A 15853-nucleotide genomic window follows, 5' to 3' on the forward strand; every position below is an offset into this window, starting at 1 on the left:
CCTGTCCGCCGTACACGCATCCGTCCCCCACGGGTGCGGGCGGACAGGGAAGGAGCGGGCGGAGCGTGAGCGGACTTCTGGGCGTGGCGGTCCTGGGCGCGGGACACATGGGCGCCGATCACATACGGCGCCTCGACAGGCTGGTGAGCGGCGCCAGGGTGGCCGCCGTCGCGGACCCCGACGCCGAGCGGGCGCGGGAGGCCGTGGCCGGGATCGACGGGGTGGTCGTGCACACGGAGGCCGAGGCCGCGCTGGACGCGCCCGGCGTGGAGGCCGTCCTGATCGCCTCGCCCGGCGAGGCGCACGAGGAGGCGCTGCTGGCCGCCTTCGCCCGCGGGCTGCCGGTGCTGTGCGAGAAGCCGATGGTGCCCGACTCCGCGGGCGCGCTGCGCGTGGTGGAGGCGGAGGCGAGGCTCGGCCGCAGACTGGCGCAGATCGGTTTCATGCGGCGCTACGACCCCGAGTACCGGCGGCTGAAGTCCCTGCTGGACGACGGCCGGCTGGGCCGCCCGCTGATGCTGCACTGCGTGCACCGCAATGTGTCGTCCCCGCCGCACTTCACCTCCGCGATGCTGGTCAACAGCTCCGTCTCGCACGAGATCGACGCGGCCCGCTGGCTGCTGGGGCAGGAGCTGACCGCGGTGACCGTGCTCAGGCCCCGGCCGTCCTCGGGCGCGCCCGAGGGGCTGCTCGACCCGCAGTTCGTGCTCTTCGAGACCGAGCGGGGCGCGCTGGTCGACGTGGAGGTCTTCGTCAACTGCGGTTTCGGCTACGAGGTCCGCTGCGAGGCCGTCTGCGAGGCGGGCAGTGCCCGGATCGGGGAGGCGCACACCATGGTGGTGACGGCGGCGGGCGGCGCCCGGGAGGAGGTGCCGCAGGACTACCTCGTGCGGTTCGCGGATGCCTACGACCGCGAGGTGCAGGAGTGGGTCGACGCCACCCGGCAGGGGCGGGTCACGGGTGCGAGCGCCTGGGACGGATACGCCGCCTCCGTGGTCGCCGAAGCCGGCGTCCGGGCGCTGGAGACGGGGGTGCGGGTCCCGATCGAACCGGCGCCGCGTCCGGCACTGCACACCCCGTCCTAGAACGCGCGTCCGACGAACACCTGGGCGACGACGCCCCGGGTGCCGGCGAACCCCAAGTCGCGCAGGAACACTACGACTTGGACGGCCGCGGAGGTACGTCATCCGTGCGCGGAAGTCGCTCCGGGAAGACGCTGGCATATGCCGGAAGCACCACCGTATCGTGTGTCGCCGAATCCCTTACGGGGCGTCGCGGGCTGTGCAACAGTCGTAACAGTCCTTCCGCCACCCCCGGATCCGCCTAGGTCGTACCGTCTGCACATCGGAGTGCGTCATGTCGTCCCATCTCTCCGCGGACCGCCCGGCCGCCCAGCCACCGGGGCACGGCTCGGTCGAGGCACTGATCTCGCAGGCGCGGCGGCTCCGGGGCGACGTGGACGCGGTACGGCGGGACGCCCGGCACGACGCGGCGGATCCGCGGGGCCGCTGGCAGCGCGCCCTGTACGACCTGGCACTGCACCAGCTCAGCGATCTCGACGAGCACCTGGCGCAGTTACGGGACGGGCCTGCTCCCGCGCCGCCCCCCGGTTCGCTGCTCAGCCGGGTCGGCAGCGCCGAATGGAACCTGCTGACCGACGAGGCCGACTGGTCCGGCGAACTCTTCCGGATCCTCGGTCTCGACCCGGCCACCACCCCCCTCAGCCTCGACGAACTGCCCTCCCTGGTGCTCGCCGAGGACCGGTCGAAGCTGACCGCGATGGTCACGGGCTGTCTCGTCGACGCCCGCCCCATCGACGGGGAGTTCCGCGTGGTGCGCCCCGACGGCACCGTACGGACGGTGCACATGATGGGCGAGCCCGTGCTCGACGCCGACGGCAGTACCGCCTCGATGTGGGCGGTACTGCGGGACGTCAGCGAACTGCGCCGCAGCCAGCGGGTGGTGAGCGAGACCCGTGACTCGCTCCACCGCCACCCGCGGGACGCGGACAGCGAGCAGCGGGCCGCGGTAGAGCCGCGGGAGGCCGTGCCACCGCCCTGGCACGCCCTCCTGCGGTTCCCGGAGCGGGGGCGGCCCGGCCTCGACCTGGCCGCCGGGTACCTGCCGGCCCCCGCCGGCGCACCCCGGTGCGGTGGCTGGTACGACGCCTGCCCGCTCCCCGGCGACGAGACGCTGCTCAGCGTCGGTGGCCTCGCCGGCCCGGACAGCTCCGTCCCCCCGGCACCGGCGCTGGTGATCAGCGCCCTGCGCGGTCTGGCGGCCGGAGGGGCCCGCCCCTCGGAACTGCCGGACCGGCTCGCCCGGTTGCTGGAGTCCACCGCCCTGCCGGCCGTGCACGGCGGCGTGTACTGCGGTTACCGGCCCCGCACCCGCACCCTGACATGGGCGCACGCCGGAGCCCCCGCCCCGCTGCTGTTCCGCGACGGGACGGGGCACGAGCTGGACGCACGGGCCACGGCGACGCTCGAGGCCGGTGACCTGCTGCTCCTGCAGACCGGCCGGCTCCTGCCGGCAGCCGTGCGTCACCTCCTCGCCCTGGCCCCCCGTCTGAGCGGTGCGGGCTCGGCACAGGAAGGCGTACGGCTCGTGGCGGAGGCGCTCGGCGGACCCGACGCGTCCGGCCGCCGGGACGACATCTGCGTACTGGCCGCCCGGGTGACACCGTAGGGAACATGTCGACCGCTACGCCGGAGCGGTGTTCCCGCCCCTTCCCCGGGACCTGGACGACTTCCCCTTGGGCAGGGCCAGTTCGATCTCCTCCCGCAGTTCCCGGATCTTCGGGAAGCCGGCGTACTCGGCGGTGAGCCGGTACATCTGGCGCAGCCGGTCCCAGGTGCGGCGCGAGGAGTTGGACCCCATCGACACCAGCGCCAGGCGCGCGTACCCGGCCGCCTGCTCCGGGTCGTCGGCGATGAAGCAGGCGGACGCCATGGAGAGATGGTCGAAGATCTTCGACCGCTCCTGCGCCTCGACCCGCAGTGCCAGCGCCTTGTCCGCGTAGTGCTGGGCGTGCGCGGCGGCATCCGGCTCGAACTCCGCGAGCGTGCGGTAGGCCAGGGCCTGCATGCCGTACAGATCCGCCTCGTTGAACAGCTGCATCCAGCTCGGCGGCGGCACGTCGCTCTTGTCGGAGACGAACAGGTCCTCCGCCCGGCCGAGGGTCCGGCGCATCGCCTGCCCCTTGCCCATGGACGCCTGCGCCCAGGCCTCGATGGTGTGGAACATCGCCATGGTGCGGGGCAGTACCTGCTCGCCGGAGCCGGACTGGGCGAGTTTCATCAGGTCCAGCGCGTCGTCGGGCCGGCCCAGGTGCACCATCTGGCGGGCCGCCCGGGACAGTGCCTCGCCGGCCCGGGGCCGGTCGCCGCCCTCTCTCGCGGCATGGGCGGCGATCACGAAGTACTTCTGGGCCGTGGGCTCCAGGCCGACGTCGTGCGACATCCAGCCCGCGAGGACGGCGAGGTTGGCCGCCACGCCCCACAGGCGCCGTTGCAGATGGGGCGGATGGTGGTAGGCGAGGATGCCGCCCACCTCGTTGAGCTGGCCCACCACGGCCTTGCGCTGGAGCCCGCCGCCACGGGCGGCGTCCCAGGCGCGGAACACCTCGACCGAGCGCTCCAGTTCCTCGATCTCCTGCGACCCGATGGGGGCGGCCTCGTAACGGTCGTACCCGGCCGGGTCGGCGTGCAGGGGATCGGTGAAGTGGGGTGCGTCGGCAGCCAGGGCAGGGTCGGTGTGCAGCCAGTCGTGCATGGCGCCGCTGAGTGCGGATCCCGCGGCGAGCGCGGCGCCCGCGCCCACCAAGCCGCGTCGGTTGAGCATGAGGTCCATTCCCGTGAATTCGGTGAGGACCGCCGCAGTCCGCTCGGGCGCCCACGGCACTCCGTCGGGATGTTCCTCGATCCCGCCGTCCTGCCGTTTCCCCGCACGCCCGTGCCGGACCAGACCGAGGTCCTCGATGGTCACGACACGGCCGAGACGCTCGGTGAACAGAACCGCCAGCACCCGCGGCACCGGATCGCGCGGGATCTCTCCCATGTCGATCCACCGCCGCACCCGCGAGGTGTCGGTCGCCAGCTGGGGGTGGCCCATGGCCGCCGCCTGCCGGTTGACCAGCCTCGCGAGCTTCGCCCTTGGACCAGCCGGCCAGGCCGAACAGGTCCGACAGACGGGTGTTGGGTTCTCCGCTCACGTCAAGCCCCCAGGTTCTCGGCTGAGTTGACAGTAGCCCCGTGCGGGTTGCCGGGCGACTATTCGCCACCGTTCGCCAGGGTGCGCCAGATGGTGTGCCACGGGCGGCCGGGTGTCAGGTAGGAATGCGCCACCTCGACCCGGTCGCCGCGGGGTTACTCCCCAGGGTGGCCCCCGGCGGCCGGGCGGGTAGCGCGAAGGCTTTTCGGAGGGGCGCCCGTTCCGGCGGGCACCGCCTCCAGGCAGGCACAGCAGGCACACGAAGGGATCTGTCTCGCCCATGTACGCAGCATCGTCCTCCGTGTCCGCCCCGCAGCGATCGCTCCACCCCCGCCAGACGGCGGGCGGCGGCCCCTACCTCGCCCCCGCGCGTCCGGCGGCCCCGGTGCTCGGGGCGGGCAGGGTGCGGCGCGGCGCGGGAGCCGGCACCCAGCCGCTCAGCGGAAGAATCGACCTGTCCGGCGCCCAGGGCGCCCAGCTGCGCACGGCGATCGCCTCCGTGCACCGCATCTGCCCGGAGTTCGCGCCGGTGCAGGTGCTGCGCCGCAGCGGGCGGTCCGTCCTCCTGGTCGGCACGACCGGGCGCAGCACGGCGGTCGCCAAGTGTTTACTGGACCTCTCCCCCGTCTGGGCGGAGCGGATCCAGCACGAGATAGCGGCATACCGCTCGTTCGTCCGGCACCGCCCGCCGGTGCGGGTGCCGAGGCTGATCGCGGCGGACCCGGACAACGGCACGCTGGTGATCGAGCGGATGCCGGGACGGCCCGCGGCACTGCAGCGGCATCCGCTGGAGGCACCACCGCGGGCGGACATCAGGGCGGTGCTCGGCGCGATCTGCCGGCTGAACGCCTGGCGGCCGCCGGCCGGGACCTTCGACGCCCCCCTGGACTACGCGGCACGGATCTCCCGGTACCACGACCTCGGACTGCTCACCGACCGGGACCTGGGCGACCTGCAGAAGCTGCTGCGCGGCATCGCCCACGCGGCCGGCCGCCAGGGCATGGGCCAGTTCTGCCACGGGGACGCGCTGCTGTCCAACATCCTGATCTCACCGGCCGGTCCGGTGCTGGTGGACTGGGAGCATGCGGGCTGGTACCTGCCGGGCTACGACCTGGCGACCCTGTGGGCGGTCCTCGGCGACGCCCCGGTGGCCCGCCGTCAGATCAGTCAGATCGCCCAGGCGCAGGGGCCCGCGACGCGCGACGCGTTCCTGGTGAACCTGATGCTCGTGCTGACCCGGGAGATCCGTACGTACGAGACGGCCGTCCAGCGGTCGATGCACGACGCACCTCCGGCGTCCCCGACGGCGGCTCCCGCGACCGCCGTGACCGTCGGGGAGGAGCAGCGGCTGCTGCTGCGGCGGCTGCACGACGACTGCCAGCTGGCCCGGCGGGCCGTGCGCGCGGCGGTCGGCACACGCTGACGGAGAAGGTGATCCGCGGTGCGGCCCTGCCGGGGCGCACCGCGGATTTCGTGTGTCCGGGCCCCTCGCCGAGGGCCATTGGTGTACGCCACTGACGCCGCGCAGGCCCGTGCACCGCCGCCACGAAACTCGCCGAAGCCACGTTGACGTGGGAAATCGTCGCAGCGTCGGCATGATTGACGGATCGTCGGACCGCCGGGTACGACTGACCCCACGCCCGGCCCCGCACGTCCCGTCCCGCCCGACCGTCACAGGAGGCCGCTTTGCGAGGATCCGCCACCGCTCCCGAGCCCACCCCCGGCGGCAGACGCGTCCGCACGACGGCAGGTGCCCTGGCCGCCGCGGCGCTGCTGCTGCCGCTGCTCGGGGCGGCCCCGTCCGCGGCCGGTCCTGCCGCGCCGCCCGCCCCGGACCGTCTCCAGCGGGCGTTCGCCGCCGCCGCGACCGAGTACCACGTGCCGCAGTCCGTCCTGCTCGGTGTCTCCTACCTCCAGTCCCGATGGGACGCGCACGGCGGCGCCCCGAGCGTGACCGGCGGCTACGGGCCCATGCACCTCACCGACGCCCGCACCGCCGTGGCCGGGGCCTCGCACCACGCCGGGGGCGGCGAGGACCCGCGCGGCGACGATGCCCGCGCGCCGCTGCGGCCGCGGGAGGCGGGCGTTCCGGCGGCCACCGAGCTGCCGGCCCGGCTGACCACCCTGCCGAGGGCGGCCGAGCTGACCGGGCTGAGCCCGGACGCGCTGCGCACCGACCCGGCCGCGAACGTGTCGGGCGGTGCCGCGCTGCTGGCCGCCGCCCAGCGTGAGCTGGGCGAGCCGCTCAGCGACGATCCCGCGGACTGGTACGGGGCGGTGGCCCGCTTCTCGGGCGCCGACGACTCCGCGACGGCCGCGGCGTACGCCGACGACGTGTACGGGGTGATCCGCGCCGGTGAGCGGCGGACCACGGACACCGGTCAGCAGGTCGCGCTGCCCGCCCGCCCCGGCCTGGCACCCGACACCGCGCAGCTCGCGCACACCGGCCTGCGCGCCGCCTCCGCCGCCGGCACCGAGTGCCCGGCGTCGGTGTCCTGCGAGTGGATCCCGGCGCCGTACGAGGAGTTCGGGGACGGCGACTACGGCAACCACGACCTGGGGAACCGTCCCGCCTCCCAGCGCATCCGGTACATCGTCGTGCACGACACGGAGGGGGCCTGGAACGGGGTCCTGAACCTGGTCCAGGACCCGACCTACGTGTCCTGGAACTACACGCTGCGCTCGACGGACGGGCACATCGCGCAGCACGTGAAGGCCAAGGACGTGGCCTGGCACGCGGGCAACTGGTACGTGAACGCCAATTCGATCGGCCTGGAGCACGAGGGCTTCCTCGCGGACCCGGACGCCTGGTACACGGAGGCGATGTACCGGTCGTCGGCGCGGCTGGTGAAGTACCTGGCCGGGAAGTACGACATCCCGCTGGACCGGCAGCACATCCTGGGCCACGACAACGTACCCGGCCCGACCACCTCGACCGTCCCCGGGATGCACACCGACCCAGGCCCGTACTGGGACTGGCGGCACTACTTCCAGCTGCTGGGCCGCCCGGTCGAGCCGACCGCCGGCAAGAAGGCGCGGCTGGTGACGATCCGGCCCGACTACGAGGCGAACCGCCCGGAGTACACCGGCTGCGAGACCGCGGGCGTGCCGTGCGCGGCGCACGGTTCGAGCGAGGTGCGGCTGTACTCCGACCACGACCTGAACGCGCCCCTGATCAAGGACGTGGGTCTCGGCACCACCCCGACGCCCGGGGTGAACGACCTGTCCTCGCGGGTCTCCACCGGCCAGCAGTTCGCGGTGGCCGACCGGTGGGGCGACTGGACCGCCATCTGGTACCTGGGCCAGAAGGCCTGGTTCCCCAATCCGAGGAAGCACCCGGCGGCGGTGCCGGCCTCGGGCCGGCTGATCACCCCGCGCGCCGGCCTGGAGAGCGTCCCGGTGTACGGGCGCGCGTACCCGGAGAAGGCCGCCTATCCCGCGGACGTTCCCGTCCAGGCCGTCTCGCCGCTGCGGTACACGCTGCCGAAGGGTCAGGCGTACGTGGTGGGTGACAGGGTGCCGGGCGAGTACTACTACGCCGTCACCTTCGACGAGGCGTCCCACCAGGTGGTGGCCGGCCAGGACCTGTACTACGAGATCCAGTACGGCCACCGGGTCGCGTACGTGCGTGCGGCGGACGTCACGCTCACGACCGCGCGGTAGCGGCCGGGTCAGCCCTGCTGGAACAGCTCCGCCGGGAGCGGCTTCAGCAGGGCGTACAGGTCGTCGGTGATGGGGCGGTCCCAGGCGGCGATGGTCACCAGGACGTTGTCGCTGCGGTCGAACTGCACGCAGGAGATCCGGCTCTCGGAGAGCTTGAGGCGGCGCACGATCAGCAGGTTGTCGCCCTGCATGACCGGCACGTCCTCGGTGCCGACGACGGTGATCTCCTCGTCGTTCTCCAGGGCCAGCAGCAGCTGGGCCACCTCGAAGGGGATCTCGCCCTCGGGGACCTCGCGGGCCGGGGAGCCCTCCGGCAGATTGCCGATGATCATCGCGGGTCCGCGCCCGCCGAACAGGTCGTAGCGCAGGAAGACGCCCTGGCAGCTGCCGTCGGGCGCGGGGAGGAGTCCGGCGCCCAGGTTCCCGGGCCAGTCGCCGGGGTCCATGGCCAGTACGTCGAAGTCGGGCCCGGCGGGCGTGGCGCTGCGGCGGCGGAGGAACGACATGCCGCCATGGTACGTGGCCGGACTCCTGAACGGAGGGCGGGCGGGCGTCCGGGCCGCGGGTCAGCCTGGGTCACTCCGCCGGCGGGGCGGGCGGCACGACCGCGACGGGGGACGCGGCGTGCAGCAGGACGGCGTGGGTGACCGAGCCCATCATGCGGGCGGGGGCGAGCAGGCGCCGGCGGTGGCGGCCGACGACGACCAGTTCGGCGTCCCGGGAGGCGGCGACGAGGTGCCCTGCCGCGTCCCCGGCCACGGCGTACGTCTCGGCCCGGACGTCGGGGTGGCGTCCGCGGCCGGGTGCGAGGAGGCCGTCGGCCAGGACGCGGGTCTCGCTCTCGACGGAGACCTCGTCGATCACCAGGGGCATCATCTGGCCCGCGGCGGCCCAGGTCTGCACCGGCCACGGGTAGGCGGCCACGACCTGGAGTCGGGCGCCGCGCCGCGCGGCCTCGGCGAAGGCGAAGGACAGCACCGCGTCGTCGGGGCTGTCCACGTGCAGGCCGACGACCACCCGCGGGCCGGGCCCGGACGGCGGCTCGCCGTGCACCTCGCGGCCGGGGCGGGGCACGACGACGACGGGGCACTCGGCGTCGCGGGCGGCGGCCAGGCCGTTGGAGCCGAGCAGCAGGCTGGCGAATCCGCCCCGGCCGCGGGAGCCGAGCACCAGGAGCTGGGCATCGGCGCCCAGCCCCGGCAGCAGCGCGCCCGGTACGCCCTCCATGCCGAGGTACTCCGTCTCCGGCACGTCGGGCAGGTCGCGCAGGCGGGCGCGGGCCTCCTCGATCACCGAGTCCTCGCCGGTTTCGGGCGGGCCGGTGACCAGTACGTCGCCCTGTGCCCAGGCGGCGTACTGCCGCACGTGCACCACGCGCAGGGGCGCCCCGCGCCCGCGGGCGGCGTCGACGGCCCAGTCCAGTGCGCGCAGACTGTCCTGCGAACCGTCGACCGCCGCGATGACCGGCAGGGTGGTCATGGGTTCCTCACCTCCGGAGGGCGACCTTCCCCCTCGTGGCGCCAGCCTCGCTCAGGCGTCGGCCCCGAGAGGGCGCTCATGGTCGCGTGTCCGGAAAATCGGGTGGAACACCCCCGGATCGGCCGGACGGTCCCCGGCCTCGGCGCGCCGCGCGCCGGGGGTTCACGTGAGGTCGAACTCCCCCTCCCGCGCCCCTGACACGAACGCGCCCCACTCCGCGGGGGTGAAGATCAGGGAGGGGCTCTCCGGGCTGCCGCTGTTGCGCATGGCGATGAACCCCTCGACGAAGGCGATCTGGACATCCCCCAGTCCTCGGCTGCTGGACTGCCACTGCGCCTTACTGAGGTCCAGGTCCGGCTTGTCCCAGCCCCTGAGCGGGCGCTGGTGGGTGGTGCTCTCGGCCACGTCCGTGCTCCTCCCGGTTTCGTCGTCCGCGGGTCAGCCTAGCGATCGGGCCGTACCCCCGACAGGCCGTGCGGGAAGTGCCCCCCGGAAGATCGGCGTCAGGGTCCCCGGGCGTCCCGCCGGGCTCCCCGGCCTCCCCCGCCTCAGCCGTGGCCGAGGAAGGCGGCGACCCGGCGGACGAACCACCGCGGGTCGTCGAGCCACGGGTAGTGCGCGGCGCCCGGCTGGACCGCGGTCTCGGCGTGCGGGAAGACCGCGGCGCAGCGGCGGGCGAGTTCCGGTCGGGGGCCGCCGTCGAGTTCGCCGGCGAGGACGAGCACCCGGGCGGCGCAGCGGGCGAGGGCCGCACGGGTGGCGGGCGGGTCGAAGGCGTCCGGGGACAGATGGACGTCGGCGGCCTCCTCGTTGGTCTCCTCGTCGCCTCGGAGGGCGTGGTCGCGGGTGGCGTCGTCCCAGCGGCCGTAGAAGAAGGGGAGGAAGGCGGGGTCGAAGTCGCCGGACCCCGCCAGCCAGGTCCGGAAGGGCCCGTAGGCCTCCTCGAACCAGGGTTCGTCCTTGCGCAGCAGTGCCGCCTCGAGGCGGTCCTCGGCCGTGGCCGGCATGCCCAGTGCCCACGGTGTCGCGGTGACCAGGACGAGTCGCCGGACGCGTGCGGGGTGGCGGGCGGCGTACAGCAGGGCGAGGCTGCCGCCCGCCGAGTGCGCGAGGACGTCCATGTGCTCCAGGCCGAGGTCGACACGGAGGGCCTCGACGTCGTCCACGAGCCGGTCGCAGCGGTACGTCGCCGGGTCCGCGGGCGCGGCTGAGTCGCCGGTGCCGCGCAGGTCGAGGAGGATCAGCCGCCGGTGCGCCGTGAGGCCGCCGAGGTCGCCGAGGTAGGCGGAGGCGCGCATGGGCCCGCCCGGCAGGACGACCAGCGGGTCGCCGTCGCCCCGGGCGTGGTAGGCGAGTTCGGTTCCGTCGGGCGCGCTGAGGGTCGGCATGGGGCCGATCATGACCGGGGCGGCACCTCGCCGCAACGGAGTTGCCGCGGCTCCGTGACGGGGAGGTGAACGACGGTGCGTACGACCGGCGGATGATCTATGGTCTGCCTGTTTCTCCGGGGAGGGGATGACGCATGGTGCGTGGGGGGCGGTGGGTCGTGCTGTGCGCGGCCGCGGTGCTGGTGCTGTCGGGGTGCGGCCGGACCGGGGCGGAGGCACGGCCCGACTTCGCGGCGGCTCAGGAGTTGCCGGAGCGGCTCGCCGAGGACGGTGTCACCATCCTGGTGGGTGATCCGGACGCGACGACCCGGGTGCGGCTGTACGAGGACCCTCGCTGCCCGGTGTGCGAGGAGTTCGAGACCACCGGGGGCGCCCCTGAGCTGCGGGAGGCGATGCTCGCGCGCCAGGTCGGGACCGAGTACACGCTGGCGTCCTTCCTGGACGACCGGGTCGGCGGCACCGGGTCGAAGAAGGCGGTCAACGCCCTGCGGGCGGCGCTGGAGGAAGGGAGGTTCGTGGAGTACCACGAGGTGCTCTACGCCAACCAGCCGGAGGAGAGCGTCGACGGCTACACCGACGCCTTCCTGCTGGAGCTGGCCGGCCGGGTGGAGGGGCTGCGCGGCCCCGCGTTCGACGCGGCCGTGCGGACGATGAAGTACCGCTCCTTCGTGACCGCCTCGCAGAAGGCGTACGAGCGGGCCGGCGGTGCGGCGGAACCCGGGGGCCCGGGTACACCCACCGCTGTCATCGACGGCAAGCGGATCCCGCTCGAGTACAGCGGCGTGCTGTACGACGGGGACACCTTCGCGCGGCTGCTGCTGGAGATCCACCGGGATCCGGAGCAGTGGAGGCGGACCGTTCTGGAGTCGCGGGTCCCGTGACCGGGCGGCCGTGACGGTGTCAGGCGCCGGAGAGCCGGTCCCGCAGTTCCCTCTTGAGGATCTTCCCGCTGGCGTTGCGCGGCAGTGCGTCCACGAACAGGACGCGCTTGGGGGCCTTGAAGGCGGGCAGCTTCTCACGGGCGTGGGCGATCAGTTCGTCCTCGGTGACCTCGCCGCGCCGGACGACGACCGCCGTGACGGCCTCGATCCAGCGTGGGTCGGGCAGGCCGACGACGGCGGCCTCGGCGACGCCCTCGTGGGTGTAGAGGGCGTCCTCGACCTGGCGGGAGGCGACCAGGACGCCGCCGGAGTTGATGACGTCCTTCACCCGGTCGACGATCGTGTAGTAGCCGTCGGTGTCCCGGACCGCGAGGTCGCCGGAGTGGAACCAGCCGTCGCGGAAGGCCGCCTCGGTCTCCTCGGGCTTGTCCCAGTAGCCCTCGCACAACTGCGGGGAGCGGTAGACGATCTCGCCGGCGGTGCCGTCGGGCACGTCCTTGCCGTCCTCGTCGACCACGCGCGCGTCGACGAACAGCACGGGCCGGCCGCAGGAGTCCATGCGGCCCTCGTGCTCGTCGGGGCCGAGGACGGTGGCGAGGGGGCCGATCTCGCTCTGGCCGAAGCAGTTGTAGAAGGCGAGGTGCGGGAGGCGTTCGCGCAGCCGCTCCAGGACGGGTACGGGCATGATCGACGCGCCGTAGTAGGCCTTGCGCAGGCCGTCGAGGTCGCGGGTGGCGAAGTCGGCGCGGTTCGCGAGGGCGATCCAGACCGTGGGCGGCGCGAACAGGCTGTCCACGCGGCCGGCTTCGATCAGGTCGAACAGGCGGTCGCCGTCCGGTGCGTCCAGGAGGACGCTGGTCGCGCCGACGGCGAGGTAGGGCAGCAGGAAGACGTGCGTCTGCGCCGAGTGGTAGAGGGGCAGCGCGTGCGCGGGGCGGTCGCCGGCGCGGAGGTCCAGGGCGGTGATGGCGCTGAGGTACTCGTGCACCAGGGCCCGGTGGGTCATCATCGCGCCCTTGGGCAGGGCGGTGGTGCCCGAGGTGTAGAGGAGCTGCACCAGGTCCTCGCCGCCCGGTTCGGGTCCGTCGTACACGGGGGCCGTCGCCAGCCGGTCGAGCAGGCTGTCGCCGTCGTCGCGCAGGGCGAGGGTGCGCACGCCGTCGGGGAGGCGGCCGGCGAGGTCCGGGTCGGTGAGGACGAGGGCGGCGCCGGACTGGCGGACGAGGTAGGCGAGGTCGTCGCCGGTGAGGTTCTGGTTGACCGGGACGTGGACCAGGCCCGCGCGGGCACAGGCGAGGAAGGCGATCAGGTAGGCGTCCGAGTTGTGCCCGTAGGCGCCGACCCGGTCGCCGGGCGCGAGTCCCTGGTCCCGCAGGACGCCCGCCGCGCGGGAGACCGCGGTGTCGAGCTCCTCGTAGGTCCAGGAGCGGTCGCGGTACTCCACCGCGACGCGTGCGGGGGTGCGCCGGGCGCTGCGGCGCAGCACCCCGTCGACCGTGCTGCGGTGTCCGGGCGTCATGCCATGATCCTCGGCCGGTACGGGGGGCGGGTCAAGACGTGTGCGCGCGACCCTGAGCCCGTCCTGTCATGCCACTGACACGCGCACATACCCACTGGTACGCTCAGCCGCTCCTTCCCAAAGACGTCGGGAGGCACCATGCGCATCCGCCCGGGACGACTCGTCGTCACGGCCGTGGCCCTGCTCACCGCGGCGGCCACCCTGCCCGCGGCCGCCGCGGACGGCCGCTCCGGCGGCCGGCCCGAGCGGCCGTCCCACGGCGGACTGTCCGCCACCATCCGGTACACCGAGTACGGCATTCCGCACATCGTCGCGAAGGACTACGCGAACCTCGGCTTCGGCACCGGCTGGGCGCAGGCCGCCGACCAGGTCTGCACCCTGGCCGACGGCTTCGTGACCGTGCGCGGCGAACGCTCCCGCCACTTCGGGCCGGACGCCGCGCCCGACCTCTCCCTGTCCTCGGCCACCACGAACCTCTCCAGCGACCTGTACTTCTCCGGCGTACGCCGGGCGGGCACCGTGGAGAAGCTGCTCGCCGAGCCGGCGCCCCGGGGCCCGAGCCGGGACGCCGAGGAGCTGATGCGGGGCTTCGCCGCGGGCTACAACGCCTGGCTGGCACAGAACCGGATCACCGACCCGGCGTGCCGCGGCGCCGCCTGGGTACGGCCGGTGACCGCGCTGGACGTGGCCGCGCGCGGCTTCGCCCTCTCCGTGCTCGGCGGACAGGGCCGGGCGGTGGACGGCATCACGGCCGCGCGGCCCCCCGTCCCGGCGGCCGGGGCGGGCACCGCGCAGGCGCCCGATGCCGCGGCGACCGCCCGCGCCGCCCGCGAGCTCTTCGCCGCCGGCGACGCCGACATGGGCTCCAACGCGGTCGCCTTCGGGGGCAGCACCACCGCGAACGGCCGCGGGCTGCTGCTCGGCAATCCGCACTACCCCTGGCAGGGCGGGCGCCGCTTCTGGCAGTCCCAGCAGACGATCCCCGGACGGCTGAACGTCACGGGCGGCTCGCTGCTCGGCTCGGCGACCGTGTCCATCGGCCACAACGCGCACGTCGCCTGGAGCCACACCGTCGCCACGGGCGTCACTCTCAACCTGCACCAGCTGAAGCTGGATCCGGCCGACCCGACGGTCTATCTGGTCGACGGCAGGCGCGAGCGGATGACGCAGCGGTCCGTCACCGTCGCCGTGCGGAACGGGGCGCCGGTGACGCGGACGCAGTGGTGGACCAGGTACGGACCGGTGGTGACCTCGCTCGGCGCCTCGCTGCCCCTGCCGTGGACGGCGGCGAGCGCGTACGCGCTGAATGATCCGAACGCCGCCAACCTGCGCGGCTCCGACACCGCCCTCGGCTTCGGCCGGGCCCGCGGCACGGACGACGTCCTGGCCTCGCTGCGCCGCACCCAGGGGCTGCCGTGGGTCAACACGGTCGCCGCCGACTCGCGCGGCCACACTCTGTTCACCCAGTCCCAGGTGCTCCCCCGCATCACCGACGAGCTGGCCGGACGCTGCTCCACGCCGCTCGGCAGGGTGACCTACCCGTCCTCGGGGCTGGCGGTGCTGGACGGCTCGCGCGGGGAGTGCGCGCCGGGACGCGACCGGGACGCGGTCCAGCCTGGCATCTTCGGTCCGGCCGCCATGCCCACGCTGAAGGACGCGCCCTACGCGGAGAACTCCAACGACAGCGCCTGGCTGGCCAACGCGGACCGGCCGCTGACCGGTTACGAGCGGATCTTCGGCACCGTCGGCACCCAGCGGTCGATGCGCACACGCGGCGCGGTCGAGGACGTGGCGGCGATGGCGGACCGGGGCGGTCTGACCGTACGCGACCTGCAAGGGCAGCAGTTCGCCGACCGCGCGCCGGCCGGCGACCTGACCGCGGCCGACGCCGCGCGGGCCTGTGCCGCACTGCCCGGATCCACCGCGACGGGCAGCGACGGCCGGACCGTGGACGTGCGCGAGGCGTGTGACGTGCTCGCCGGCTGGGACCGCACCATGGACACCGGCAGCCGGGGCGCGCTGCTCTTCGACCGGTTCTGGCGTGGGCTCACCAGGAACGTGCCGACGGGAGAACTGTGGCAGGTGCCGTTCTCGCCGGCCGACCCCGTCCGCACCCCCAACACGCTGAACACCGGCGCGAAGGGTTTCGCCACCGCCCTCGCGGACGCGGCCGGCGAGCTGCGCGCCGCGGGCGTCCCGCTCGACGCGCCGCTCGGGGAGCACCAGTACGTCGTCCGCGGCGGCGCGCGCATCCCGGTCGGCGGCGGCACGGAGTCGCTGGGCGTCTGGAACAAGGTCGAGCCCGTCTGGGACCCGGCGCACGGCGACTACACCGACGTGACCACCGGCTCCAGCTACATCCAGGCCGTCGGCTGGAACGGCGGCCCGTGCCCGGTGGCCCGTACGCTGCTGACCTACTCCCAGTCCTCCGACCCGGCCTCGCCCCACCACGCGGACCAGACACGGCTGTTCTCCGCTAGGAAGTGGGTGACGTCCCGCTTCTGCGAGCGGGACGTCCTGGCGTCGCCCGCTCTGCGGATCGTCCGGGTGCGCGAACGCTGAGCGGTACCGCTCCGCGGCCCGTCCGGCAGGCACCGGGCGGGCCGCGGGCCGCGGGTCCCGCTCGCCCCATTGACACGGCCCGCCGCTGACAGGAAAGTTTCACTCCGCACGGTGATCCGGGAAAGATACTTTCAGCTTCGGCGGCGGGA

At 74.0% G+C, this 15853-nt stretch carries 11 protein-coding genes and 1 pseudogene; 6 read left to right on the plus strand and 6 right to left on the minus strand.

From position 1 onward, the window contains the following. The first annotated feature begins 65 nt into the window (after positions 1-65). Both AC0VYN_RS20325 and AC0VYN_RS20330 read left to right on the plus strand, forming a co-directional pair. Positions 66-1085: a Gfo/Idh/MocA family protein gene (locus AC0VYN_RS20325; protein ID WP_475532099.1), complete on the plus strand. Its 1020-nt coding sequence runs from the start codon at positions 66-68 to the stop codon at positions 1083-1085. A gap of 271 nt (positions 1086-1356) precedes the next feature. Continuing rightward, on the plus strand, positions 1357-2688 hold the full coding sequence (locus AC0VYN_RS20330; RefSeq protein WP_475532100.1) for a PP2C family protein-serine/threonine phosphatase: 1332 nt from the start codon (positions 1357-1359) through the stop codon (positions 2686-2688). Between the two features lie 15 nt (positions 2689-2703). Here the strand turns inward: AC0VYN_RS20330 and AC0VYN_RS20335 are convergent. Continuing rightward, positions 2704-4213 (minus strand): annotated as a pseudogene (locus AC0VYN_RS20335) (DNA-binding protein NsdB). Between the two features lie 279 nt (positions 4214-4492). Between AC0VYN_RS20335 and AC0VYN_RS20340 the strand changes: the two are divergent. Beyond that, on the plus strand, positions 4493-5635 hold the full coding sequence (locus AC0VYN_RS20340; RefSeq protein ID WP_475532101.1) for an aminoglycoside phosphotransferase family protein: 1143 nt from the start codon (positions 4493-4495) through the stop codon (positions 5633-5635). A 263-nt stretch (positions 5636-5898) separates the two neighbouring features. Then, positions 5899-7875, plus strand: a complete 1977-nt coding sequence (locus tag AC0VYN_RS20345) for an N-acetylmuramoyl-L-alanine amidase (RefSeq protein ID WP_475532102.1) — start codon at positions 5899-5901, stop codon at positions 7873-7875. A gap of 8 nt (positions 7876-7883) precedes the next feature. Here the strand turns inward: AC0VYN_RS20345 and AC0VYN_RS20350 are convergent, their stop codons facing one another. The 4 genes from AC0VYN_RS20350 to AC0VYN_RS20365 form a co-directional block, all read right to left on the minus strand. After that, complete coding sequence (locus AC0VYN_RS20350) at positions 7884-8381, minus strand: hypothetical protein (RefSeq protein WP_189233422.1); 498 nt, start codon at positions 8379-8381, stop codon at positions 7884-7886. Positions 8382-8451: 70 nt separating this feature from the next. Next, positions 8452-9354: a universal stress protein gene (locus AC0VYN_RS20355; protein WP_385470508.1), complete on the minus strand. Its 903-nt coding sequence runs from the start codon at positions 9352-9354 to the stop codon at positions 8452-8454. 162 nt (positions 9355-9516) lie between these two features. After that, positions 9517-9759, minus strand: a complete 243-nt coding sequence (locus AC0VYN_RS20360; RefSeq protein WP_475532103.1) for a DUF397 domain-containing protein — start codon at positions 9757-9759, stop codon at positions 9517-9519. Between the two features lie 143 nt (positions 9760-9902). Further along, positions 9903-10742 (minus strand): alpha/beta fold hydrolase, encoded by an 840-nt coding sequence (locus AC0VYN_RS20365; protein WP_475532104.1) that lies wholly within the window; start codon positions 10740-10742, stop codon positions 9903-9905. 134 nt (positions 10743-10876) lie between these two features. Between AC0VYN_RS20365 and AC0VYN_RS20370 the strand changes: the two genes are divergently transcribed. After that, the gene (locus AC0VYN_RS20370; protein ID WP_475532105.1) at positions 10877-11623 is read left to right on the plus strand and encodes a DsbA family protein; all 747 of its coding nucleotides are present in this window, start codon (positions 10877-10879) and stop codon (positions 11621-11623) included. 19 nt (positions 11624-11642) lie between these two features. Here the strand turns inward: AC0VYN_RS20370 and AC0VYN_RS20375 are convergent, their stop codons facing one another. Further along, on the minus strand, positions 11643-13142 hold the full coding sequence (locus tag AC0VYN_RS20375) for an acyl-CoA synthetase (protein ID WP_475532106.1): 1500 nt from the start codon (positions 13140-13142) through the stop codon (positions 11643-11645). A 138-nt stretch (positions 13143-13280) separates the two neighbouring features. Here AC0VYN_RS20375 and AC0VYN_RS20380 point away from each other — a divergent pair, with 138 nt between their 5' ends. After that, complete coding sequence (locus AC0VYN_RS20380; protein ID WP_475532107.1) at positions 13281-15704, plus strand: penicillin acylase family protein; 2424 nt, start codon at positions 13281-13283, stop codon at positions 15702-15704. Positions 15705-15853: the final 149 nt, after the last annotated feature.

The organism is Streptomyces sp. 63XJN7_1_ISO-PGPR-S23-121, from assembly GCF_056173025.1.